Here is a 22,867-nt window from a genome sequence, read left to right on the forward strand (position 1 = left end):
GCATGATCGTTCCCGCGCTGCGCTATCGTGACACCGAGGCGATGCTCGCCTTCCTGACCGGGGCTCTCGGGTTCCGGGACCATGCGGTCTATCGCGATGCGGAGGGTGGAATCCTCCATGCCGAGCTGAAGCTTGGCGACGGGATCATCATGTTCGGCCCGGCAGCGCACAACAACGACTTCGGCAGGCTGATCGTCTCGCCCGAGGCAGCGGGCGGCGTCACCGGCACGATCTATGTGGTGGTCTCCAACGTGGCGGGGCATTACGCCCGTGCCGTGGCGGCAGGCGCCGAGGTCGTGCTGCCTTTGGAAGAGCAGCCCTATGGCGGGCAGAGCTATACGGTGCGCGATCCCGAGGGGCAGATCTGGACCTTCGGCGAGTACCATCCCGAGGCCGATCACGGCGAAACCGAGGAGGGCTGAGGCCATGGGTGTCGCGATGTTTTATCATCTCACGCAGCGGCCGGTCGAGGAAACCCTCTCGATGCTGCTGGAAAAATCCCTCGCGGCGGGCTGGCGTGTCGCGGTGCGCGGCGGCGACCCGCGGCGGCTGGACTGGCTGGACGAGCGCCTGTGGCTGGGCCCAGAGGACGGTTTCCTGCCGCATGGCCGGGCCGGGGGTCCGCATGACGCGGATCAGCCGGTGCTGCTGACCGAGCGGGCGGATCTGCCCAACAGCCCCAGCTGCCTGATGTCGGTGGACGGCGCGGCGGTCTCCGCCGAAGACGTTGGCGCGATGGAGCGGGTCTGCATCCTTTTCGACGGAATGGATCCGCAGGCGCTCGACGTTGCGCGCGGTCAGTGGAAGGCGCTGACCGGCGCTGGAATCGCCGCGCAATACTGGTCCGAGGAAAGTGGGCGCTGGGAGAAGAAAGCGGAATCCTGAGCGTGGCGCTTGTCGCGCTTTGGACACTGCTTGCCGGGGATTTACCCTTCGGAACTCGCGCTTAAGGTGATCATGTTTGACATTTGGGCAATTTTTCGCCCATCGTGAATGTAAGTGGGCGTGTTTCCATGCCCAGAAAAAAAATGAACAAATAAATAGAAAATTTCTTGAGAATAATGAGAGCAGTGTCGTCTCACTTACACAGATCGGCGGAAAATCACCTACATGGAAGCCGCAGGCCCGATGCCTCTGGCATGTTTTTCGGGGCTCGAGCCTGTCTTGTGCGGTCCTTGCCGCGCGAGGGTGAGGGTATACGAGTATCGGCCATTTCGGCATCGTCTTCCGTCGCCGCCGCAAGATTGGATCGTTTCGGTCTTGGGCGACGCAGGCACGATGCCGAAATGGCCATGTCTCATCCACGCCGTGCAATGCACATGCCGGGCCCCTGTGCCCCGGAGCGGCTCGTCCTCGGGCCGGTTTTTTGTGCGTCCGACAACAATTTCACGCGTTTTGCCCTTGCGTCATCCCGCCAAGTGGCTATCGGACTGATTTCATGACAACTCCTATCGAATACGGGCCGCTGCTCGATTGTCCTCTCTTCGAGGGGATGGGCCGCGAGCAAACCGAAGCCCTGCTTGGCGAGTGCATCGTCCAGCGCCATGAAGCGCCGACCGACATTCTGCGGCAGGGCGAGACCACGCCGTATATGTACCTCATCGCGAAGGGGCGGGTCGAAGTGATCTACCTCGACAAGCAGGGCAATGCCGCCGTCTTGCACGTTGCCGGGCCGGGCGAGGTGCTGGGAGAGGTCGAGGGGTTGTCCGGAACGACCTGTTCGTCGACCTGCCGCACCTTGCCGGACGCCGTGGTGCTGGCCTGTTCCTTCGAGCTGCTGCTGAAGCACATCCCGCCGGCGCTGTTGCTGCGCAACTCCGCGGCGATCATGCAGACCCGGCTGACCCGCGACAACGAGCTGCGGGCCATTGCGCAGTTCTTCTCGGTCGAGGAGCGGCTTTGCATGTACCTGCACCAGTTCACCACCGAGACCCATCGCGAGGCACGGCTGAGCCAGTCCTACCTGGCCTCTATGGTCGGCTGCTCGCGCCAGACGATCAACAAGCTGCTGGGCGACCTGCGGCGCGACGGCGTGATCGAGATTCGGCGCGGTGCCATCGCGGTGCTCGACCGCGACCGTCTGAAGATCGAGGTCTGAGGCTCAGCGCCGTTCGAGCACCATCTTGCCACCGGAGATTTCCAGCCGGTCGAAGCGCTGAAGGTAGCTCATTCCGAGCAGCGAGTTGTCCATCTCGCCGCCGTTGACGAAGGCCGGAAGGTTGCGGTCCTCGATCGCCCCCAGCGCGACCCGGTCGAGCCGGACCGGCGCGGTTTCCACCGCGCCGTTTGCCGTGCGGGCGCTGGCGTGAAAGGCCAGGTCGTCCGGGGTGATTCCGACGCGCTCGGCGTCCTGCCGGGTCAGCACCATGCCGGTTGCGCCGGTATCGACGACGAAATTCACCGGCGTGCCGTTGATCAAGAGCGTCATGTAATAATGCCCGTCCGGCGCGCGCGGCAGCTCGATCCGGCCCTGATCGGCAAAGACCGACTGCTGCGGTGCCACCGTGTGGCGGATGTCGTCCCACAGGCCGATCGCGGCGATCACCGCCAGGAAGATCAGCCCCCAGGCCGCGAGCTGCTGGAGTTTCTGCACCAGCCGTCCGCGGTGCTGCACGAACATCCACAGCACCAGCGCCGTGAGCAGCAGGCCGAGATAGCCGAGGCGGCCAATTTCAATGTCGGACAAATGCGTGCTCCCCTGGCTTCAAGAGCAATGTAGGGGCTTTGCCCGCATCCTGCTACTCTCAGCCGAAGACGCCGGACCAGTCGATCCCGCGGATGCCGTCGATGACGAATTGCACCGCCAGCGCCGCGAGCAGCATGCCGAAGAGCCGGGTGACCACCACGATGCCGACATGGCCGAGCGCGTGCTCGATCGGGCCGGCGACGAAGAAACAGGCGAGGGTCATCAGCAGCACGACCACCAGCACGCCAAGCACCATGGCGGTTTCGAGCGGGCCGCCGGACTGACCGACCAGCAGGATGATCGAGGCGATGGCGCCGGGGCCGGCGATCAGCGGGATTGCGATGGGGAAGATCGAGGGATCGGGCATGACCTCGTCCTCGACCTTGTCCTCGCGCCGCTTGGTGCGGCGCTCGAACAGCATGTCGAGCGCGGTGAGGAACAGCAGCAGCCCGCCCGAGATGCGGAAGGCCGACATCGAAATCCCGATGAAGCCCAGCACCGCCTCGCCGAAGAAGGCGAAGAGCATGAGGATCGCCAGCGCGGTGATGCAGGCCCGGATCCCGACGGCCCGCCGGTGCGGGGCATCGGCGCCCTGGGTCAGCGCGATGAAGACCGGGGTCAGCCCGATCGGGTCGATCACCACGAAGAGCGTGGCGAAGGCGCTGATGAGAAAGGCCATGTCCATGCGAAATGGCTAGGGCCTTTGGATGGGCCTGTCCAGCGAAGCCTTGCGTCTCAGCCGGCTTGTGCGATCTCGAGCTTCTCCATCGCCGCTTCCCACAGCGCCTCGGCGCGGTGCAGCCCGTCCATGACCTCGGCGTACTTGCGGTTCCAGGTCTCCAGCTCACCGGCGCGGCTGGTCTCGTAGAGGTCCGGGTTGGCGAGCTTGGTGGCGAGCTTCTCGCGCATCTCCTCGATCTTGGCGACGCGCTCCTCGCATTTGCGCGCCTCGGAGCGCAGCGCGAGGATCTCGTCGCGGCTGGCGCGCTTGGGCTTCGCCGCCGCTTTCTCCGGCTTGCCCGGCTTTTCGGGCTTGTCCTGGGTCAGCAGCAGCTTGCGGTAGGCCTCGAGGTCATCCTCGTAGGGGGTGACCGTGCCGTCCTTGACCAGCCACAGCCGGTCGGCCACCAGTCCCAAGAGGTGCATGTCGTGCGAAACGAGGATCACCGCGCCGGAATAGGCGGTCAGCGCCTCGACCAGCGCCTCGCGGCTTTCGATGTCGAGGTGGTTGGTCGGCTCGTCGAGGATCAGCATGTGCGGCGCATCCAGCGTCGCCAGCAGCAGAGAGAGCCGCGCCTTCTGCCCGCCCGAGAGGCGGCCCACCTCGGTCTCGGCCTGGTTGGCGCCGAGCCCGAAGCCCGCGAGCTGCGCGCGCAGCTTCGAGGGGGCGGTGTCCGGGCGCTCGCGCTGCAGGTGCTGCAAGGGCGTTTCGTCGAGATGCAGCTCGTCGACCTGGTGCTGGGCGAAATAGCCGATGCGCAGCTTGGAGCTTGACGTCATCTTGCCGTCCATCAGCGCCAGCCGCCCGGAAAACAGCTTCGACAGCGTCGACTTGCCCTGGCCGTTGCGGCCGAGCAGCGCGATGCGGTCGTCCTGGTCGATGCGCAGCGAGAGCTTGCGCAGCACCACCTTGTCGCCGTAGCCGGTCGAGCCGTTCTCGATGGCGAGGATCGGAGGCGACAGCTCGTCGGGCTGCGGGAAGGTGAAGACGCGCTTCGCCGCCTCCTCGGGCGCGGTGATCCGCTCCATCTTCTCGAGCATCTTGACGCGCGCCTGCGCCTGCCGGGCCTTCGAGGCCTTGGCGCGGAAACGGTCGACGAAGCTTTGCAGGTGGGCGCGGCGCTCGTCCTGCTTCTTGGCCGCCGCCGCGAGCACGGCGCGGCGCTCGGCGCGGGTGCGCGCGAAGGTGTCGTAATTGCCCTGGTAGAGCACCAGCTTGCGCTCCTCGAGGTGCAGGATCGCCCCCACCGCGCGGTTGAGCAGGCCGCGGTCGTGGCTGATCACGATCACCGTGTGCGGGTAGCTCTGAAGATAGCTTTCCAGCCAGAGCGCCCCCTCGAGATCGAGGTAGTTGGTCGGCTCGTCGAGCAGCAGCAGGTCCGGCTGGGCAAAGAGCACGCCCGCGAGCGCCACGCGCATCCGCCAGCCGCCCGAGAAGTCCGAGCAGGGGCGCTGCTGCGCCACCTCGTCGAAACCGAGCCCCTTGAGGATGGTCGCGGCGCGCGCCTCGGCGGACCAGGCGTCGATGTCGGCGAGCCGGGTCTGGATGTCGGCGATGCGGTGCGGGTCGGTGGCGGTCTCGGCCTCGGCCATCAACGCGGCACGCTCGAGATCGCAGGCCAGCACCGTCTCGATCAGCGAGACATCCGAGGCCGGGGCCTCCTGTGCCACGCCGCCGATCTTGGCGCGGGCGGGCAGCTCGATCTCGCCGCCGTCGAGCGTCAGCTCGCCGCGGATGAGCCGGAAGAGCGTGGTCTTGCCCGCGCCATTGGGACCGACGAGGCCAACCTTGTGGCCCGCGGGAATCACGGCGGAGGCCTCCTCGAGCAGAGGGCGGCCTTCGACGGAATAGGAGATGTCTCGAATACTCAGCATGGCCCGCCCATAGCAGAGCCTTCGGGCGGGCAACATCCCCCTTCGCGCGCATATCGCCTTTGCCCACCGATCCTCTCGACCGCGATGCTGCGCCGTGCGTATTTGGGAAGAGAAGAAGCACGCCTCGGCCCGGATTCTTCTCTTCGAAAATACGCCGGGGGTGAATTGGCCTTTGGCCAAGAGAGGGCGGAGCCCCCTTTTTGCCTAGGGAAAAGGCACGAAGGGCGCTCGGGGTCTTCCCAATTCCTCAACCCCATGGTAACGCCCCGTCGAGAGAATACCGGCCGGGCCACCGCCCGGCCTTATGACATTGGAGAGACCAAAATGGCCGTCGAACGCACCCTGTCGATCATCAAGCCCGACGCAACCCGCCGCAACCTGACCGGCAAGATCAACGCCAAGTTCGAAGAAGCTGGTCTGCGCATCGTCGCGCAGAAGCGCATCCAGCTGACCCCGGCGCAGGCCGGCGAGTTCTACAAGGTGCACGCAGAGCGTCCGTTCTACGGCGAGCTGTGCGACTTCATGGCGTCCGAGCCGGTTGTCGTGCAGGTGCTCGAAGGCGAAGGCGCGATTGCCAAGAACCGCGAAGTGATGGGCGCCACCAACCCGGCAGACGCCGCTGCCGGCACCATCCGCGCAGAGTTCGCCGAGTCGGTCGGCGAGAACTCGGTGCACGGCTCGGACGCGCCGGAAACCGCCGCGGAAGAGATCGCCTACTTCTTCTCGGGCCTCGAGCTCGTCGGCTGAGCCTGAGGCTCGCCAAGGTCGAACGAAGGGCGCCCCGCGGGGCGCCCTTTTTTGTACGGCGTTCGGTGTGGGTGTTCAGGCCGCGGCGTCGATCGGCCGGTCCGGGGTCACCGCGGGGGCGCTGCCCGGCGTCGCCTGACGGCTTTCGAGCCAGCGCCGCAGCAGGGCCGCGTTGCGCGTATTGGCCCGGAAGCCGATGTCGAAGACATCACCGACCAGCGGGATGAGGCCCGCGACCCAGTCGGTCGCGAGGTTCGCACCCATCTGGCCGAGCAACACCTTGGGCGCGCCCATGCCATGGGCCTCCTTCACGATCCACAGCGCAGGGGCGAGAGCCAGCGTATCGCCAATGCCCGGCACGAGCCCGAACATTGCGTCCCAACCGAAGCGGATCCCGGTGAAGGGGATGCGGTAGGCGCGGTCCATGCGGCGGGCCTAGCGGTCGATCCTCTCGAGCCGCTGGAAGTCCGGGTGCAGGGTGTGAGGCTGTGCGCTCATGGCGATCACGCGTGCTGGCGGCTCGGGCCGGTGCGGGCGATTACCCAGACCGCGTGCACGATGCCCGGAATGTAGCCGAGGATGGTCAGCAGGATGTTGATCCAGAAGTGCTTGCCCAGACCCACCTGCAGGAACACGCCGAGCGGCGGCAGGAGGATGGCGAGGATGATGCGGATCAGGTCCATGTCGGTCTCCCATTGGGGTGAATGATGCGTTGGCGAACCAACTCGGAGACCGGGCCCGGAGTTCCCTTGGGGTCCGAGGCGTGACGTTTAGAGCGTTGTCACGGCGTTGAAAAATTGACCTATTTGCGCGGGCGACGCAGCGGGTCGATCACGCCGATCTCGTCGAGGATCGCCTCGATCCCCGCCAGCGGAGCGTCGCTTTTCCGCTCGGCGACCAGCGCGTCGAACCGGGCCCGGAGTTCTTCTTTCTCCTTGCCCCGTGCGTCGTTCCACGGGCGGCCCTGCAGCGCCATGTGCAGCACGTAGAAGCCGATGAAATGCGGCTTGGTGCCATGGGCCAGAAGGCGGCGGTAGGTCTCGTCGGCGCCGAGCGCGCGCAGGGTTTCAGCGTCCTCGATCCCCGCGCGCCTGCAGGCCGCTTCCACCGCGGGTCCGAGATTGCGGATGCTGGAGATCGGCGTGCCGGACATGGGGTCAGGCGGCCCTGGAGAGCGTGGCGGCAAAGCCGGTGAGGGTGGCGAGGGCCTCGGCGAACCTGTCGTCGGGGATGGTCAGTGCGACGCGCAGGAACCCGGTGGCGGAGGGGCCGAAGCTTTCGCCCGGCATCACCGCGATACGGTGGGTGTCGAGCAGCGCGTCCGCGAAGTCGATGCCCGAAAGGCCGGTCGCGCGGATGTCGAGGAAGAGGTACATCGCCCCGCCCGAGGGCAGGAGGCCCACCGCGCTTTGCCGGGCGAGGATGTCCTGCGCCAAGGCGCGGCGGCGGCGGAAGGGCTCGGCGACGCGCGGCTCAAGCGCCGGATCCGCGGTGAGCGCGTAGAGCGCCGCGTCCTGGATGTAGCCGGGCACGCCATAGGTGGTGTTGGTGGCCAGATCGATCAGCGCCGCAATGGCGGGTTCGGGGGCGATCAGCCAGCCGATGCGGCTGCCGGTCATCGCGTGGCTTTTCGACAGCGAGCCGATCACCATGGTGCGCCCCTCCATGCCGGGCAGCGCGCGGGGGCTGAGGTGTTCGCCCTCCCAGATCTGCGTGTCGTAGACCTCGTCGGAGATCAGCCAGAAATCCTCGTCGCGGGCGGCCCCGGCGAGGCCCTCCAGCGTGGCGCGCGGATAGATCGCGCCGGTCGGGTTGTTGGGCGAGTTGACCAGCAGCGCCGAGGCGCCGGTCTCGCGCGCCTTGCGGCGGACCTCGGCGGCATCCGGGAAGAAGCGGTGCTCCGGGCGGGTCTCGATGCTGTGCGGGATCGCCCCGGCGGCGCGGATTGTGCCGGGGTAGGTGACGTAATGCGGCTCGATCATCAGCGCGGCGTCGCCGGGGTTGCAGGCGGCCATATGGGCGGCAAAGAGCGCAGATTGCCCGCCCGGGGTCACCAGCACGTTGTCGCGGCTGGTGGCGACGCCGGTGCGCTCGGTCACGCGCGCGGCGATGGCGTCGCGCAGCGCCGGGATGCCGGGCACGATGGCATAGCCGGTGTGGCCCGCCGTGGCGGCGCGGTGCATCTCGGAGAGGATCGCCGGATCGGTGCGCTCGTCCGGCTCGCCGATGGTCAGCTCGGTCACCGGCACACCGGCGGCGCGCAGGGCGCGGGCCTTGTAGAAAATCTCCCAGCCGTCTCCGCCACCGGCGTTGAGGGAGGTGATGCGGCTGGACAGGGTCGGCATGGCGGGCTCCGCGAGATGTGTGTTGGGAGCGTTGTGCCAGAGCTCCGGAGGGGCGGCAAGAGTGCGGGTGCAAAGGCGGCAGCGCGCGGAGCTGAAGCGGTTTATTATTGAATATAAACAGATGTTTACCTTCGTACGTTCGGGCGGGTAATCTTGACTTTGCGGACGGTTCCGGGTAGCTTTTCCTGATGCTGGACGAAATGGGCAGGCGGCCCCGGGGTGACCCCGGCGGCCGCTTTTTCGTTCCGCACGCATGCGTCCCGACGTCGGCGTTCAGATCGGCGCGGCCGCCTGCGAGGCACTCTCTACAGGCAAGACCATACAGGCAAGAAAGGTATCGAGCGATGATCCTCATCCATCTCGAAGAAGAGCTGACCCGTCTTGAAGAAGAGCGGGAGCAGCTGGCCGACATGCTGCGGCATCTCGGCAACGACATGCGGCGCCTGCGCGACCGCTTCGACGAAGACGGAACCCTGGACAAACCCGAGACCTCCAAGGCAGCGGCGGACCTGCGCTACTGGCTGAAGGTCGCCCATGAAACGGAGGCACAGATCAGACATGTCAGACGCAAGCAGAAGGGAATTGCCGGAGACTGGGCGCTCGATCTCGAGCGCGCACGGGTTGAGGTCGGCTGCCGCATGGCTCGCCTCCGCCGGTGCTGCGGTGCAGGAGAGCTTCCTGAATGAACTGTCGGAGGGGGAGCGCCTGGCGCTCCCCTTTCTGTTCGAGTTCTGGGCGTTGGAGCACCAGCTGCCGCCCGAAGGGAACTGGCGCAGCTGGGTGATCATGGGCGGGCGCGGCGCGGGCAAGACCCGGGCCGGGGCGGAATGGGTGCGCGCCATGGTGGAGGGCGCGCTGCCGCTCTCGCAGGGCCGCTGCAAGCGCGTGGCGCTGGTGGGAGAGACGCTCGACCAGGCGCGCGAGGTGATGGTGTTCGGTGACAGCGGCATCCTGGCCTGTTCGCCACCCGACCGGAGGCCGGACTGGAGCGCCACGCGGCGCTGCCTCACCTGGCCGAACGGGGCCGAGGCGATGGTGTTTTCCGCCCATGACCCCGAGGCGCTGCGCGGGCCGCAGTTCGATGCGGCCTGGGCCGACGAACTGGGCAAGTGGCGCAAGGCGCGCGAGACCTGGGACATGCTGCAATTCGCGCTGCGTCTTGGCGATCAGCCGCGCGCCTGCGTGACGACGACCCCGCGCAACATCGCCGTGCTGAAGGAGCTGCTGGAGCTGCAGAGCACCGTGGTGACGCGGGCCCCGACCGAGGCGAACCGGGCCAACCTCGCGGCCAGCTTCCTCGATGAGGTCCGGGCGCGCTACGGGGCCACGCGGCTGGCGCGGCAGGAACTGGACGGCGAGATGGTCTCGGACGTGGACGGCACGCTCTGGACGCAGGAGGTGCTTGAGCGCGCGCGGCTGCGCGAGATGCCGGGGCGGTTCGATCGTATCGTGGTCGCTGTGGACCCGCCTGCGGGGGATGGCGCTGGGTCGGACGCCTGCGGCATCGTGGTCTGCGGGGTGCTGTGTGACGGCCCGCCGCAGGGCTGGGAGGCCTTCGTGCTGGAGGATGCCTCGGTGCAGGGCATGGGCCCCACAGGCTGGGCACGTGCGACGGTCGAGGCCTACGAGCGCTGGCAGGCTGACCGGATCGTCGCGGAGGTGAACCAGGGGGGCGCCATGGTCGAGGCGGTGCTGCGGCAGGTGGCGCCTTCGGTGCCGCTGCGCAAGGTCACCGCCACGCGCGGCAAGGTGCTGCGCGCCGAGCCGGTGGCGGCGCTTTACGAGCAGGGGCGCATCGGCCATGCCCGGCGGTTCCACTTGCTGGAGGAGCAGATGGGATTGATGACCGGGGCTGGATTTCAGGGGCAGGGCTCGCCCGACCGGGTGGATGCGCTGGTCTGGGCACTGACCGAGCTTGTCACCGGGCCGTCGGAGAGCTGGCGCCGGCCTCGGCTGCGGGTGCTGTAGCGGCGGCGAAGGAGGGGGGCGCTGCCCCCCTCGGCCTGCGGCCTACCCCCCAAGCGTATTTGCAAAGAGAAGAAGGCTCTGCAGGCTCCCTTTGCTTCTTCTCTTTGAAAATACGCATGGCGCGATCCTGCCGCTCTGTGTCCCGCCTGTGGGAGGGCGCAGGTCGCGTCAGGGGGCTCCGGACGGGTGTTGCGGGACCGGCGCGCGGCGTGGGAGCGAATGGTTAACAGGACAGGTCTAATTTCTCTCTCAACGCGAACCGGGGCCGTGACGGCCTCGGACCGGAGACCAGCGAGGAGCGGGACATGGTGTTCGACTTTCTGCGGCGGGGAAGCGGGGCGGAAGAGCGCCCCGAGACCAAGGCGTCGGCCGCGGGCAGGCTGATTGCCGTCCAGGCGTCCGGTCGCGTGGCCTGGTCGCCGCGCGATACCGGCTCGCTCACACGGCAGGGTTTCTCGGGCAACCCCGTGGGCTTTCGCGCGGTAAAGCTGATCGCCGAGGCCGCCGCGGCACTGCCCCTGGTGTTGCAGGATGCCGAGATGCGCTATGCGGCACATCCGATCCTGCGCCGCATCGCCGCGCCGAACCCGATGCAGGGCAAGGCGGAACTGCTTGAGGCGCTCTATGGCCAGCTGCTGCTGTCGGGAGATGGCTATCTCGAGGCGGTGGGCGGTGCAGGGGAGGTGCCGGCCGAGCTGCACGTGCTGCGCTCGGAACGCATGCGGCTGGTGCCGGGCGGGGACGGATGGCCGGTTGCCTATGACTACCAGGTGGACGGGCGCAGCCATCGCTACGACGTGCGCACAGAGCCGGCACCAATCTGCCACGTGAAGAGTTTCCATCCGCAGGACGATCACTACGGGCTCTCGCCGTTGCAACCCGCCGCGCAGGCGGTGGACGTTCACAACAGCGCCTCGCGGTGGTCCAAGGGGCTGCTCGACAATGCCGCGCGGCCCTCGGGGGCGATCGTCTGGAGCGGTGGCGACGGCCAGGGTGCCATGGCGCAGGACCAATACGAGCGTCTGGTCTCGGAGATGGAGAGCCTGCACCAGGGCGCGCGCAACGCCGGGCGGCCAATGCTGCTGGAAGGCGGCCTGGACTGGAAGCCCATGGGGTTCTCGCCCTCGGATATGGAGTTCCGCCAGACCAAGGAGGCGGCGGCACGGGAGATTGCCATAGCCTTCGGCGTGCCGCCGATGTTGCTGGGGATCCCCGGCGATGCCACCTACGCAAACTACCAGGAGGCCAACCGTGCCTTCTACCGGCTGACCGTCCTGCCGCTGGCGCAGCGGGTGAGCGCGGCGCTGGGCAGATGGCTGGCCGGGTTCACCGGCGAGGAGGTGGAGCTGATGCCCGACCTGGATTTGGTGCCGGCGCTCTCTGCCGAACGCGAGATGCATTGGCGCAGGGTCTCGGAAGCGGCCTTTCTGACCACACCCGAGAAACGGCGGATGCTGGGACTGCCGCCGCTGGCCGAGGAGGGAACGGGTGATTGAGCGTGGCTCCGGGAGTGATCATGCGCGCGGGCTGGCCTATGAGCCCTTCGCCTGCGCCCCGGCGCTGAGGCTCGAGGCGCACGAACGGCTGAGCGCCTTGCAGACCTCCGCGCTCGAGGATCGGCTCGCGCGGCTGGAAGTGGTGCTTGAACGGCTGGAAAGGCGTCTGTGGCTGGCGGTTTACGGCGTCGCGGCAGGGCTGCTGGCACAGGCGTTGCAGGGGCTGATCACCATGACCCCATGACGGGGTGACAGCGAAGGGAGCTGCCGATGGAACTCGAACATAAGTTCTGCCGCCTGGGCGGGGAAATCACCGCCGAGGCCACCCTCGCGGAGGGAACACGGATCGAGGGCTATGCCTTGTTGTTCGGCAATCCCGATCAGGGGGGAGATATCGTGATGCCGGGGGCCTATGCCGCCTCGCTCAAACGGCTCGCCGCCGAGGGGCGCGCGGTGCGGATGCTCTGGCAACATGATCCCGCACAACCCATCGGAATCTGGGACGAGGTGTCCGAAGACGCGCGCGGCCTGCGGGTCAAGGGGCGGCTGCTGGAGACGGTGGCAAGGGGCCGCGAGGCGGCGGCTCTCATCGCCGCGGGGGCCATTGACGGGCTCTCCATCGGGTATCGGACCGTTGCGGCGGTGAAGGATCGCGAGGGGCGCAGGCTTCTCAGGGAACTGGAACTCTGGGAGGTGTCGCTTGTCACCTTTCCGATGCTTCCCAGTGCGCGGGTGGCGGCGAAGGGAGAAAGCCCCGAGCCGGACATGCTGCGTGAACTGGCGCTGGCCATTGATGCCGCGCGCCTCGATCTGGCGGGCGACTGACGCGCGCCTTCAACACGGGACCGAGCTGATGAGCACAACCGAGAGTCTCTCTCGGACCGGGGAGGACTTGTCCCCGGTCGCCCGAGTGGGCGCCGCGATGGCGGGGCTGACTGCGGACATCAGGGCCATGCGGGCCGACCTTCATGCGAAACTGGACACATACGAAGAGCGATTGACCATGCTGGACACGAAGACTTCGCTTGCCGCGGCACGCCCGGCGCTGGGCACCATGGCCGAACTGGACCTGCCGCATCGCAAGGCGTTCAACGCCTATCTGCGCACAGGAGACGACGACGGGCTGCGCGGGCTGGTGCTTGAGGGCAAGGCGCTCTCGACGACCGTCGCTGCGGATGGCGGCTATCTGGTCGACCCGGCGACATCGGAATCGGTGCGCTCGGTGCTCGAGAGCGGCGCCTCGATCCGGGCTGTCGCCGCCGTGGTGACCGTCGAGGCTGCGTCCTACGACGTGCTCGTTGACCAGGGCGACACCGGCGCGGGCTGGGCCGACGAGGTGGCCGAGACCGGCGAGAGCGAAACGCCGACCATCGACCGCATCCAGATCAAGCTGCACGAGCTTTCGGCCATGCCCAAGGCCTCGCAGCGGCTGCTGGACGATGTCGCCTTCGATCTCGAGGCCTGGCTGGCGGGGCGCATCGCGGACCGTTTCGCGCGCGCAGAGGCCGCGGCCTTCATCACCGGCGACGGCATCGACAAGCCGATGGGCATCCTGTCGCACGACATGATCGACAATGCGCTTTGGGAGTGGGGCAACCTCGGCTACGTGCCCTCGGGGGCGGTGGCCGGGATCGGCGACGGCGATGCGATCATCGATCTGGTCTACGCGCTGGGCGCCGAGTACCGGGCCAAGGGCTGCTTCGTGATGAATTCGAAGACCGCGGGGTCGCTTCGCAAGCTCAAGGACGCGGACGGGCGGCACCTGTGGTCGGACGGGCTGGCGGCGGGCCAGCCGGCGCGGCTGCTGGGCTACCCGGTGCTGATCGCCGAGGACATGCCGGATATTGCCGCTGACGCATATCCCATCGCTTTCGGCGACTTTGGCGCGGGCTACACCATCGCCGAACGTCCGGACCTGCGTGTGCTGCGTGATCCGTTCAGCGCCAAGCCGCATGTGCTGTTCTATGCCACCAAGCGCGTTGGCGGGGATGTCAGCGATTTCGCTGCAATCAAGCTGCTGCGCTGCGCCACCAGCTGAGCAGGTGAATGAAGGCGGCGGGCACGATGTCCGCCGCCGTGCAGCCGCAGCGACAAGCGGAGAGACCTTCATGATGGTGATCGAAGAAACCCAGGTGCCGGACGCGATCCTGCCAGTCGCGGCGCTGAAGCGTCAGCTGCGCATGGGCAGCGGCTTCGCCGAGGACGGATTGCAGGATGATGTTCTGCATTCGTTCTTGCGTGCGGCGCTCGCGGCGATCGAGGCGCGCACCGGCAAGGCGTTGCTGACGCGCGGCTTTCTGTGGACACAGAACCGCTGGCGCGACGACGAGGGGGCGGTCTTTCCACTCGCGCCCGTGGTCAGCGTGACGCAGATGACGGTCGTGGACCGTTATGGCGTGTCGCAGGACGTGCCCGCAGAGCGCTACCGGCTGGAACGCGATGCGATCACGCCCATGCTGCGTCCCCAGCGCGGCACGCTGCCAGAGATTCCGACCGGAGGGTCGGCCGAGATAAGGTTCAGCGCGGGCTACGCCGAGGAGTTCGACGGGTCGCCGCCGGACCTGGGGCAGGCGGTGCTGCTGCTGGCGGCGCATTACTACGAGTATCGGGACGAGACCGCCTTGAGCCAGGGCTGCATGCCCTTCGGTGTCAGCGCGCTAATCGCCCGCTACCGCCCGCTCCGGCTGGGGTTCTCGGCATGAAGACGGTCCGGCTGACGCAGAATCTGGTTCTCGAAACTCCATGGGAGGTGCCCGACGGCACCGGCGGCTTCGAAGCGGGCTGGCAGGTGCTGGGCACGCTCTGGGCGGAGCTGAGTCCACGCTCGGGGCGAGAAGTGCAGGGCGAGGCCGGGCCGGTGGCGCGCGGGCGCTACCGCATCACTGTGCGCGGTGCGCCCGTAGGGGCTTCGAGCCGTCCGGTGCCGGGTCAACGCTTCCGCTTGGGGGAGCGGGTCTTCGATATCCTGACGGTCAGTGAGCGGGATGTATCCGGGCGATACCTGGCCTGCGAGGCGCAGGAGGAGGTGGCGTCATGAGCTACGCGGTGTCCGGAGCACTTCAGGCGGCCATCTACGGGATTCTCAAGGATGATGCGACGCTGGCGGGGTTGGTGGGAGGGGCGATCTACGACGCGCCACCTTCGGGAACCTTGCCGGAGCTATACGTCACCCTGGGGGCCGAGCAGGTGCGCGCGGCCTCGGACGGAACGGCTTCGGGGGCCTGGCACGACCTGACTGTCGCCGTCGTGACCGGGGCGTCGGGCTTCTCGGCGGCCAAGGCTGTGGCCGCCGCGGTGTCAGACCTGCTGCACGAGGCCGACCTCGGGCTGAGCCGCGGTCGCTTGGTGAGCCTGCGTTTCCGCCGCGCCGCGGCGCGACGGGAGAGCGGCGGGCTGCGCCGCATCGACATGACATTCCGCGCGCGCGTCGAAGACGCGTGAGGCGACACAGCAAGGAGGACGCATCATGGGTGCGCAAAACGGCAAGGACCTTCTGATCAAGCTAGACCTTACGGGCGACGGGCAATTCGAGACCCTGGCGGGGCTGCGCGCCACGCGGGTCAGCTTCAACGCCGAAACCGTCGATGTCACCTCGCTTGAAAGCACCGGCGGCTGGCGAGAACTGCTCGCGGGAGCCGGCGTGAAATCGGCCAACCTTTCGGGCTCGGGCGTGTTCCGGGACGCAAGCACGGACGAACGGGCGCGGCAGATATTCTTCGACGGCGAGACCCCTGACTTCCAGGTGATCATCCCCGATTTCGGAACGGTCGAGGGCCCGTTCCAGCTGACCTCGATCGACTACGCGGGCAGCCATGACGGCGAGGCGACCTACGAGATCGCACTCGCCTCGGCCGGGGCCCTGAGCTTCGTGCCGGCGCCGGGGGCGTAAATGGTGAATCCCTGGCGCGGCGAGGTGGAACTGGTGCTGGACGGCGAGCGGCGGCTCATGCGGCTGACGCTCGGCGCGCTTGCCGAGCTTGAAGCGACGCTGGACGAGGGCTCGCTTGTCGATCTGGTGCACCGCTTCGAGGGCGGGGCCTGTTCCAGCCGCGACGTGCTGGCGCTGATCGTGGCGGGGCTCCGGGGCGGCGGATGGCGGGGCTCGGCGGCGGATTTGGTGAGCGCGGAGATCGCCGGCGGACCGGTCGCGGCGGCGCGGGCAGCGGCGGAGTTGCTGGCGCGTGCCTTCGCCTTGCCGGGGGATGCGAGATGACCGGCTTTGACTGGCCCGCATTGCTGCGCACGGGCCTGTGTGGACTCGGGCTGCGCCCAGAGGAGTTCTGGCTGCTCACCCCGGCCGAACTGCGACTGATGCTGGGTGAGGAAAGCGGCGCGCGTCCGATGGGGCGGGCACGGCTTGAGGAGTTGATCGCGGCCTTCCCGGACGCGACTGCAGGAGAACGCAGATGATCGAGACAGACGGGTTCGACGACCTGGAGCGCGCGCTTCAGGAGCTCGAAGGCGGGCTTGGCGGCGCGGCCGCCATGGTCTCCGGGTTCGATGCCGAGTTGAAGCGCATCCACCAGACCTTCTCGGACACCGGGCGCGGGGTCTCGAAACTCGAAGGCACGCTCAGCAGGGGCCTGGCAAGGGCTTTCGATGGCGTCGTGTTCGACGGGATGCGTGCCTCTGAGGCGCTGGAGCGGGTGGCGCGCGGGGTCATCGACAGCGCCTATCGCGCCGCCGTAAGGCCGGTGACCGACCAGCTAGGCGGCGCGCTCACGGCAGGAATGACGCAGCTTTTCGGGGCGTTTTCACCCTTCGCGCAAGGAGGTGCCTTTGCGCAGGGACGGGTCGTGCCCTTTGCCAGCGGCGGCGTGGTCAGCGCGCCGGTCCGCTTTCCCATGCGCGGCGGCACCGGGCTGATGGGCGAGGCCGGGCCGGAGGCAATCCTGCCGCTTTCGCGCGGGGCGGACGGTCGACTTGGGGTCCGTGCTTCGGCGGGGCGGGCGCCGGTCAGCGTGGTGATGAACATCCAAACGCCCGACCTTCAGGGCTTCCAGCGCAGCCGGTCGCAGATCGCCGCGCAGATGAGCCGGGCGTTGAGCCAGGGCGCACGCAACCGCTGAGGTGCCAAGATGAGCTTCCACGAGACACGCTTTCCCGCTGATCTGAGCTTCGGGGCCATGGGGGGACCCGAGCGGCGCACCGATGTGGTGGAACTCAGTTCCGGCCACGAGGAGCGCAACACGCCCTGGGCTGACTCGCGGCGGCGCTTCGATGCCGGGCTTGGGCTGCGCTCGCTCGACGACATCGCGCAGCTGCTGGCCTTTTTCGAGGCGCGGCGCGGCCAGCTCCATGGCTTCCGCTGGAAGGACTGGTCGGATTTCAAATCGTGCCCGCCTTCGGGCACCGTTGCGGCGATCGATCAGGTGATCGCGCATGGCGACGGGGCACGCCGGGTGTTTCAGCTGACCAAGACCTACCGCTCGGGCAGTGCCAGCTACGCACGGCCGATCACCAAGCCGGTGGCGGGCACGGTGCTCGCGGCGGTGCAGGATGTCGAGATGCAGGAGGGGGTGCATTTCGAAATCGACTGCAGCACCGGGCTTGTGACCTTTGCCGAGCCGCCGCTCGCCGGCGTCGAGGTCAGCGCGGGCTTCGAGTTCGACGTGCCGGTGCGTTTCGACACCGACCGGATTAGCGTCTCAGTGGCGAGTTTCCAGGCCGGACAGGTGCCCGACGTGCCGGTGGTGGAGCTGCGGGTCTGATGGGGGCTTCGGATCTTCACGCGCATCTCGCGGGCGGGCCGACCACGGTGGCGCGCTGCTGGGCGCTGACACGGGCGGATGGCACGCGTCTGGGGTTCACCGACCACGACCGCGATCTCAGCTTCGACGGGCTGCTGTTCCGCGCGGGCACCGGGATGAGCGCTTTGGCTCTGCAACAGGTCACCGGGCTGTCGGTGGACAACACCGAGGCGATGGGCGCGCTCTCGGATGCCGCCCTGTGTGACGCGGACATTGAAGCCGGCCGTTTCGACGGGGCCGCGCTGACGGCCTGGCTGGTGAACTGGGCGGATGTGGCGCAACGGCAGCTGATGTTCCGGGGCACGATCGGGGAAATTCGCCGCGGCGACGGCGCTTTCCACGTCGAACTGCGGGGGCTCACCGAGGCGCTGAACCTGCCGCGCGGGCGGGTCTACCAGAAACCCTGTTCGGCGGTACTTGGCGATCGCGGCTGCGGCTTCGATCTTGCGACGCCGGGTTATGTCCACTCTGCGGTGGTGCTGGCGGTTACAGAGAGCCGGCGGTTCGACCTGGGGCCGATGCCGGGTTTCGAGGAGGGCTGGTTCACCCGCGGGCGGCTTGACATGCAGAGCGGCGCGGGTGCCGGGCTGGGCACGGCGATAAAGCGCGACCGCACGGTCGACGGTGTCCGGGTGATCGAGCTCTGGGAGCCGCTGCGGGCCGCGCTGGCGCCGGGCGATATCTGCCGGATCACGGCCGGTTGCGACAAACGGCTCGAGACATGCCGCTTCAAGTTCGACAACCTGATCAACTTCCAGGGCTTCCCCGATATTCCCGAGGACGACTGGATGCTGGTGCATGCGAGCCGTGCCGCGGTGACAGACGGCGGGTCGCGGCGATGAGCGGGGCAGCTATCGTCGGCGCGGCGAGGCAGTGGATTGGCACGCCTTACCTGCATCAGGCCTCGGTGCGCGGCGCGGGCTGCGACTGCCTCGGGCTGCTGCGCGGAGTCTGGCGCGAGGTGATCGGGGCAGAGCCCGAGCCGGTGCCACCCTACAGCCGCGACTGGTCGGAACCGCAGGGCGACGAGGCGCTGCTGCGCGCGGCGCTGCGTCACCTGAGTGCCAAGGCGCTTCGTGACGAGGCTCCAGGGGACGTTCTGCTGTTCCGAATGCGGGAGGCGGCGGTGGCCAAGCATCTCGGGCTTCAGGCGCGGACCGGGGAGGCGGCCAGTTTTATCCATGCCTACAGCGGTCACAAGGTGACCGAAAGCGCACTGACCGCGCCCTGGCGCCGCCGCATCGTGGCGCGCTTTGCCTTTCCCAAGGAGCTAGACTGATGGCTACGATCCTGCTTTCGGCCGCTGGAGCGGCGCTTGGTAGCTCGGTTGGCGGTTCCGTTCTCGGCCTGTCCATGACCGCCGTTGGCCGGTTCATCGGCGCAGGGCTCGGGCGGGCGCTGGACCAGCGGTTGTTGGGCGCGGGCTCCGAGACGGTCGAGACCGGCCGGATCGAGCGCTTCCGTCTTGCCGGGTCGGGAGAGGGGGCGGCGGTGCCGCACGTTTGGGGCCGGATGCGCGTGGGCGCGCAGGTGATCTGGGCGACGGAGTTCACCGAACACATGCGTAAGAGCAAGGTGAGCAGCGGCGGCAAGGGCAGCCCCCGCAGCGAAACCACGGTGAAGAGCTACAGCTATTCGCTCAGCCTCGCGCTGGCGCTCTGCGAGGGCGAGATCACCGGTGTCGGCCGGGTCTGGGCGGATGGCGCGGAAATCGCTCCGCGTGATCTCAACATGCGCGTCTACACCGGGTGCCGCGAGCAGCTCCCCGACCCCAAGATCGAGGCGGTGGAAGGAGCGGGCAATGCACCGGCCTATCGCGGCACGGCCTATGTGGTGATCGAAGACCTGATGCTCGAGCGCTTCGGCAACCGCGTGCCGCAGTTCAGTTTCGAGGTCACCCGTCCCGAGCTCGGGGACGCAGAGGACGTGCCGCGCGCTCTTCGCGGCGTGGCGATGATTCCGGGCACCGGTGAGTACGCGCTGGCGACGCAGCCGGTCTACCTTGAGTACGGCGGCGGGGCACGGGGGGCGGTGAACCTCAACACGCCCGCCGAGGTGCCGGATTTCCTCGTCTCCCTGAACCAGCTGCGCGACGAGCTGCCGGAGTGCCGTGCCGCGTCGCTGGTGGTGAGCTGGTTCGGCAGCGATCTGCGCTGTGGGACGTGCTCCATTCGACCGAAGGTGGAGCAGAGCGAGTGGGATTCGGCGCAGATGCCCTGGCGCGTCTCCGGGCTCGGACGCGACGGCGCGGAGCTTGTGCCGCAGCAGGGCGGTCGTCCGGTTTACGGCGGCACGCCCGCTGATGTCTCGGTGATCGAAGCGCTGCAGGAGATGGCGGCCCGCGGGTTGGACGTGGTGTTCTACCCGTTCGTGCTGATGGACCAGATGGCGGGCAACACGCTGACCGACCCCTGGACCGGCGCCGAGGGCCAGCCGGCGCTGCCCTGGCGCGGGAGGATCACCACCAGCCTCGCGCCCGGGCAGAGTGGCTCCCCGGACGGCAGCGCGGTGGCCGACGCCGAGGTCAGCGCCTTTTTCGGTACAGCCACGGCTGCGGATTTCTCGGTGGCGCCGGGCGCGGTGGTCTATGCAGGGCCCGAGGAATGGTCCTTCCGCCGTTTTATCCTGCACCAGGCGGCGCTCTGCGCGGCGGCGGGCGGCGTCACGGCCTTCTGCATCGGCTCGGAAATGCGTGCGCTGACCCAGATCCGGGGGGCCAGTGGTTTTCCTGCGGTGGCAGGGCTGCGGGCGCTGGCCGCCGAGTGCCGCGCGCTGCTGGGACCGGAGGTGAAGATCGGCTACGCGGCCGACTGGAGCGAGTATTTCGGCTTTCATCCGCAGGACGGTACGGGGGATGTCTATTTCCACCTCGATCCGCTGTGGAGCGATGCGCAGATCGATTTTATCGGCATCGACAACTACATGCCGCTCGCGGACTGGCGCGATGGCGACGATCATGCAGATGCGCATTGGGGGGCGATCTACAGCCCGGACTATCTCAAGGCGAACATCGAGGGCGGCGAGGGGTTTGACTGGTATTACCCCAGCCCCGAGGCGCGCGCGGCGCAGCGCCGCGCCCCGATCACCGATGGCGCGCATGGCGAGGATTGGGTCTACCGCTACAAGGACCTGCGGAGCTGGTGGTCGCGGCTGCACCATGAGCGGATCGCCGGTGTGCGCCAGGATGTGCCCACCGGCTGGCAACCGCAAAGCAAGCCGATCTGGTTCACCGAGCTTGGTTGCGCCGCCATCGACAAAGGTGCGAACCAGCCCAACAAGTTCCTCGATCCAAAAAGCTCTGAAAGTAAACTTCCGCATTACTCCAATGGTTTGCGTGACGAGCTTATGCAGCGCCAATACCTGCGCGCCGTCCATTCCTACTGGAACGATGCAGCCCACAATCCGGTCTCGGAGGTCTACGGCGCGCAAATGCTCGACATGTCGCGGGCGTTGGTCTGGGCCTGGGACGCGCGGCCTTACCCCTGGTTTCCGGGGCTGGGAGAGCTGTGGAGCGACGGGGCGAATTATCGGCGCGGGCATTGGTTGAACGGGCGTGCCTCGGCGCGGACGCTGGCCTCTGTGGTGGCAGAGATCTGCGTGGAGGCGGGATTGACCGGGGTGGATGTGAGCCAGGCCTGGGGGTGGGTGCGGGGTTACCACCTCGACCGGATGGGCGACGCACGTGCCGCGCTGCAACCGCTGCTGCTCGCGCATGGCGTCGATGCGGTCGAGCGCGACGGGATGCTGCGTTTCGTGCAGCGTCGTGGGCGGGCACCGGTCCGGCTCGATCCTGCGGAGTTGGTGCATGACCTGAGGGAAGAGGCCGATCTGCTGCACATCCGCGCCGCCGAGGCGGAAATGGCCGGGCGCCTGCGTCTGCGCTTCGTCGAAGCGGACGGCGATCATGGGATCACCGGAGAAGAGGTCGTGCTTCCCGACACGAAGAGCCAGGGCGTGGCCGAGACCGAACTGGCCATGGCGCTTACCCGTGCCGAGGGGCGCATGGTGCTCGAGCGCTGGCTGGCCGAGGCGCGCATCGCCCGCGACACCTTGCGCTTCGCGCTTCCGCTCTCGCAAATGGCGCTTGGCGCGGGCGATATCGTCGAGCTGCCCGCCGCTTCGGGGCCGCTGCGCGCGCGCATCGATCGGGTCGAGAGCGGCAGTCACCGGAAGATCGAGGCGGTGCGCATCGAACCCGACACCTACCTGCCCGCCGATATGGACGAGGGCGAGCCGCTGCTGCGTCCCTTCGCGGCACCGGTGCCGGTGGAGCCGCTCTTTCTCGACCTGCCGCTGCTGCACGGTTCCGAGATGGACCACGCGCCGCATCTGGCGGTGACGGCCTCGCCCTGGCCGGGCAGCGTGGCGGTCTATGACGCGGCCTCGGATGCGGACTACCTGCTCAACGACATCATCGCGGCGCGGGCGACGGTCGGGGTCACCGAGACGCCGCTCGCCGCCGCACCCGCGGGCCGCATCGACCGGGGTGCGCCGCTTCAGATCGTGCTGCGCTCGGGGGCATTGCAATCGGTCAGCGAGGACGCCTTGCTGGGCGGTGCGAACGTCCTGGCGATCAGCGATGGCGCGCCGGGCAATTGGGAACTGCTCCAATTTCGCGATGCCGAGCTGCTTGCGCCTGGGCGCTGGCTGGTCTCGCACCGGCTGCGCGGGCAAGCGGGCAGTGACGGGCTGATGCCAGAGGCCTGGCCGGCGGGATCCTGGGTGGTGCTGCTCGACGGCGCGCCGCAGCAGATCGCGCTGGCGCCGTCTCAGCGGCGGCAGGCCCGGCACTACCGCATCGGGCCGGCCAGGCGCGGCTACGACGATCCGTCCTACGTGCATCGGGTGCTGGCCTTCGACGGCAACGGGCTGCGCCCCTACCGACCGGCGCATCTGCGCGCGGCCCCGGCCAGCGGCTCGGCGCTGCGCCTGAGCTGGATCCGCCGCACGCGCATCGATGGCGACGACTGGGAATTGCCCGACGTGCCGCTCGCCGAGGAAAGCGAGCGCTACCTGATGCGCGTCCTTCAGGGCGGCGCGGTGCTGCGCGAGGCGTTCTGCACCGAGCCGCAGCTGGTCTACGATCCTGCGCAGGATAGCCTCTCGGGGGCGTTCGAGGTGCAGGTGGCGCAGGTCTCGGCGCGCTACGGGGCGGGTCCTTTCGCGCGGCTCACGCTCTTTGCCTGACAGCGGCTTCCGCAGGGTCTTCCATCTCTGCTCGCGATCCCCTAGATCACAGTTTTGCATGTCGACCCGCAGCGGCTATCTGCTAGAGTAGGC

General features: G+C 68.0%; 28 protein-coding genes. 21 read left to right on the plus strand and 7 right to left on the minus strand.

Annotation, left to right across the window (positions count from 1 at the left end):
• The first annotated feature begins 2 nt into the window (after positions 1-2).
• The 3 genes from IQ782_RS02430 to IQ782_RS02440 all read left to right on the plus strand — a co-directional run bounded on the left by IQ782_RS02430 (position 3) and on the right by IQ782_RS02440 (position 2,098).
• Entirely contained in the window at positions 3-422 is a 420-nt protein-coding gene (locus tag IQ782_RS02430; RefSeq protein WP_194132999.1) for a VOC family protein, read from the plus strand.
• A gap of 4 nt (positions 423-426) precedes the next feature.
• Positions 427-885: a DNA polymerase III subunit chi gene (locus tag IQ782_RS02435; protein ID WP_194133000.1), complete on the plus strand. Its 459-nt coding sequence runs from the start codon at positions 427-429 to the stop codon at positions 883-885.
• 553 nt (positions 886-1,438) lie between these two features.
• The gene (locus tag IQ782_RS02440) at positions 1,439-2,098 is read left to right on the plus strand and encodes a Crp/Fnr family transcriptional regulator (RefSeq protein WP_194133001.1); all 660 of its coding nucleotides are present in this window, start codon (positions 1,439-1,441) and stop codon (positions 2,096-2,098) included.
• 3 nt (positions 2,099-2,101) lie between these two features.
• On the opposite strand, the gene IQ782_RS02445 is transcribed toward IQ782_RS02440, so the two are convergent.
• From IQ782_RS02445 to abc-f, 3 genes are read right to left on the minus strand one after another with little or no spacing between them, the layout of a single operon-like run.
• The gene (locus IQ782_RS02445) at positions 2,102-2,686 is read right to left on the minus strand and encodes a retropepsin-like aspartic protease family protein (RefSeq protein ID WP_194133002.1); all 585 of its coding nucleotides are present in this window, start codon (positions 2,684-2,686) and stop codon (positions 2,102-2,104) included.
• Between the two features lie 58 nt (positions 2,687-2,744).
• Complete coding sequence (locus IQ782_RS02450) at positions 2,745-3,371, minus strand: MarC family protein (protein WP_194133003.1); 627 nt, start codon at positions 3,369-3,371, stop codon at positions 2,745-2,747.
• 50 nt (positions 3,372-3,421) lie between these two features.
• On the minus strand, positions 3,422-5,281 hold the full coding sequence (abc-f, locus tag IQ782_RS02455; protein WP_194133004.1) for a ribosomal protection-like ABC-F family protein: 1,860 nt from the start codon (positions 5,279-5,281) through the stop codon (positions 3,422-3,424).
• Between the two features lie 324 nt (positions 5,282-5,605).
• Between abc-f and ndk the strand changes: the two genes are divergently transcribed.
• The gene (gene ndk / locus IQ782_RS02460) at positions 5,606-6,028 is read left to right on the plus strand and encodes a nucleoside-diphosphate kinase (protein ID WP_194133005.1); all 423 of its coding nucleotides are present in this window, start codon (positions 5,606-5,608) and stop codon (positions 6,026-6,028) included.
• A 75-nt stretch (positions 6,029-6,103) separates the two neighbouring features.
• Here the strand turns inward: ndk and IQ782_RS02465 are convergent, their stop codons facing one another.
• The 4 genes from IQ782_RS02465 to IQ782_RS02480 form a co-directional block, all read right to left on the minus strand.
• Positions 6,104-6,454: a DUF4112 domain-containing protein gene (locus IQ782_RS02465; protein WP_194133006.1), complete on the minus strand. Its 351-nt coding sequence runs from the start codon at positions 6,452-6,454 to the stop codon at positions 6,104-6,106.
• A gap of 77 nt (positions 6,455-6,531) precedes the next feature.
• Positions 6,532-6,711, minus strand: coding sequence for a YqaE/Pmp3 family membrane protein (locus tag IQ782_RS02470; protein ID WP_092422166.1), 180 nt, complete (start codon positions 6,709-6,711; stop codon positions 6,532-6,534).
• A 119-nt stretch (positions 6,712-6,830) separates the two neighbouring features.
• Complete coding sequence (locus IQ782_RS02475) at positions 6,831-7,181, minus strand: TfoX/Sxy family DNA transformation protein (RefSeq protein WP_194133007.1); 351 nt, start codon at positions 7,179-7,181, stop codon at positions 6,831-6,833.
• Positions 7,182-7,185: 4 nt separating this feature from the next.
• Positions 7,186-8,373, minus strand: a complete 1,188-nt coding sequence (locus IQ782_RS02480; protein ID WP_194133008.1) for a pyridoxal phosphate-dependent aminotransferase — start codon at positions 8,371-8,373, stop codon at positions 7,186-7,188.
• A 344-nt stretch (positions 8,374-8,717) separates the two neighbouring features.
• On the opposite strand from IQ782_RS02480, the gene IQ782_RS29620 reads away from it, so the two are divergent.
• The 17 genes from IQ782_RS29620 to IQ782_RS02560 all read left to right on the plus strand — a co-directional run bounded on the left by IQ782_RS29620 (position 8,718) and on the right by IQ782_RS02560 (position 22,774).
• Positions 8,718-9,059 carry a hypothetical protein gene (locus tag IQ782_RS29620; RefSeq protein WP_240989028.1) on the plus strand — a complete coding sequence of 114 codons (342 nt, stop codon included), beginning with the start codon at positions 8,718-8,720 and terminating at the stop codon, positions 9,057-9,059.
• Positions 9,037-10,341 carry a DNA-packaging protein gene (locus tag IQ782_RS02485; RefSeq protein ID WP_338092534.1) on the plus strand — a complete coding sequence of 435 codons (1,305 nt, stop codon included), beginning with the start codon at positions 9,037-9,039 and terminating at the stop codon, positions 10,339-10,341. The genes IQ782_RS29620 and IQ782_RS02485 overlap by 23 nt, the downstream gene beginning before the upstream one ends.
• A 305-nt stretch (positions 10,342-10,646) precedes the next feature.
• Positions 10,647-11,837, plus strand: coding sequence for a phage portal protein (locus IQ782_RS02490; RefSeq protein WP_194133010.1), 1,191 nt, complete (start codon positions 10,647-10,649; stop codon positions 11,835-11,837).
• A complete protein-coding gene (locus IQ782_RS02495) occupies positions 11,830-12,081 on the plus strand; it encodes a GTA head formation protein, RCAP_rcc01685 family (protein ID WP_338092535.1) in 252 nt (83 codons plus the stop codon). The genes IQ782_RS02490 and IQ782_RS02495 overlap by 8 nt, the downstream gene beginning before the upstream one ends.
• Before the next feature lie 26 nt (positions 12,082-12,107).
• Entirely contained in the window at positions 12,108-12,662 is a 555-nt protein-coding gene (locus IQ782_RS02500) for an HK97 family phage prohead protease (RefSeq protein ID WP_194133011.1), read from the plus strand.
• Positions 12,663-12,690: 28 nt separating this feature from the next.
• Positions 12,691-13,875 carry a phage major capsid protein gene (locus tag IQ782_RS02505; protein ID WP_194133012.1) on the plus strand — a complete coding sequence of 395 codons (1,185 nt, stop codon included), beginning with the start codon at positions 12,691-12,693 and terminating at the stop codon, positions 13,873-13,875.
• A 70-nt stretch (positions 13,876-13,945) separates the two neighbouring features.
• Positions 13,946-14,539 (plus strand): head-tail connector protein, encoded by a 594-nt coding sequence (locus IQ782_RS02510; RefSeq protein ID WP_194133013.1) that lies wholly within the window; start codon positions 13,946-13,948, stop codon positions 14,537-14,539.
• Positions 14,536-14,874 carry a head-tail adaptor protein gene (locus IQ782_RS02515; protein WP_194133014.1) on the plus strand — a complete coding sequence of 113 codons (339 nt, stop codon included), beginning with the start codon at positions 14,536-14,538 and terminating at the stop codon, positions 14,872-14,874. The genes IQ782_RS02510 and IQ782_RS02515 overlap by 4 nt, the downstream gene beginning before the upstream one ends.
• Positions 14,871-15,278, plus strand: coding sequence for a DUF3168 domain-containing protein (locus IQ782_RS02520; RefSeq protein WP_194133015.1), 408 nt, complete (start codon positions 14,871-14,873; stop codon positions 15,276-15,278). Before IQ782_RS02515 ends, IQ782_RS02520 begins: the two co-directional genes overlap by 4 nt.
• A gap of 25 nt (positions 15,279-15,303) precedes the next feature.
• On the plus strand, positions 15,304-15,726 hold the full coding sequence (locus IQ782_RS02525; protein ID WP_194133016.1) for a phage major tail protein, TP901-1 family: 423 nt from the start codon (positions 15,304-15,306) through the stop codon (positions 15,724-15,726).
• Complete coding sequence (locus tag IQ782_RS02530; RefSeq protein ID WP_194133017.1) at positions 15,727-16,050, plus strand: gene transfer agent family protein; 324 nt, start codon at positions 15,727-15,729, stop codon at positions 16,048-16,050.
• Positions 16,047-16,247, plus strand: coding sequence for a rcc01693 family protein (locus IQ782_RS02535; protein WP_194133018.1), 201 nt, complete (start codon positions 16,047-16,049; stop codon positions 16,245-16,247). Before IQ782_RS02530 ends, IQ782_RS02535 begins: the two co-directional genes overlap by 4 nt.
• Positions 16,244-16,906, plus strand: coding sequence for a phage tail tape measure protein (locus IQ782_RS02540; RefSeq protein ID WP_194133019.1), 663 nt, complete (start codon positions 16,244-16,246; stop codon positions 16,904-16,906). Before IQ782_RS02535 ends, IQ782_RS02540 begins: the two co-directional genes overlap by 4 nt.
• Positions 16,907-16,915: 9 nt before the next feature.
• On the plus strand, positions 16,916-17,548 hold the full coding sequence (locus tag IQ782_RS02545; protein WP_194133020.1) for a DUF2460 domain-containing protein: 633 nt from the start codon (positions 16,916-16,918) through the stop codon (positions 17,546-17,548).
• Complete coding sequence (locus IQ782_RS02550; RefSeq protein WP_194133021.1) at positions 17,548-18,429, plus strand: DUF2163 domain-containing protein; 882 nt, start codon at positions 17,548-17,550, stop codon at positions 18,427-18,429. Before IQ782_RS02545 ends, IQ782_RS02550 begins: the two co-directional genes overlap by 1 nt.
• Positions 18,426-18,866, plus strand: a complete 441-nt coding sequence (locus IQ782_RS02555) for an NlpC/P60 family protein (protein WP_194133022.1) — start codon at positions 18,426-18,428, stop codon at positions 18,864-18,866. Before IQ782_RS02550 ends, IQ782_RS02555 begins: the two co-directional genes overlap by 4 nt.
• Positions 18,866-22,774: a baseplate multidomain protein megatron gene (locus tag IQ782_RS02560; protein ID WP_194133023.1), complete on the plus strand. Its 3,909-nt coding sequence runs from the start codon at positions 18,866-18,868 to the stop codon at positions 22,772-22,774. The genes IQ782_RS02555 and IQ782_RS02560 overlap by 1 nt, the downstream gene beginning before the upstream one ends.
• Positions 22,775-22,867: the final 93 nt, after the last annotated feature.

The organism is Salipiger mangrovisoli, assembly GCF_015223355.1.
In the GTDB taxonomy this organism is placed as follows: Bacteria; Pseudomonadota; Alphaproteobacteria; order Rhodobacterales; family Rhodobacteraceae; genus Salipiger; species Salipiger mangrovisoli.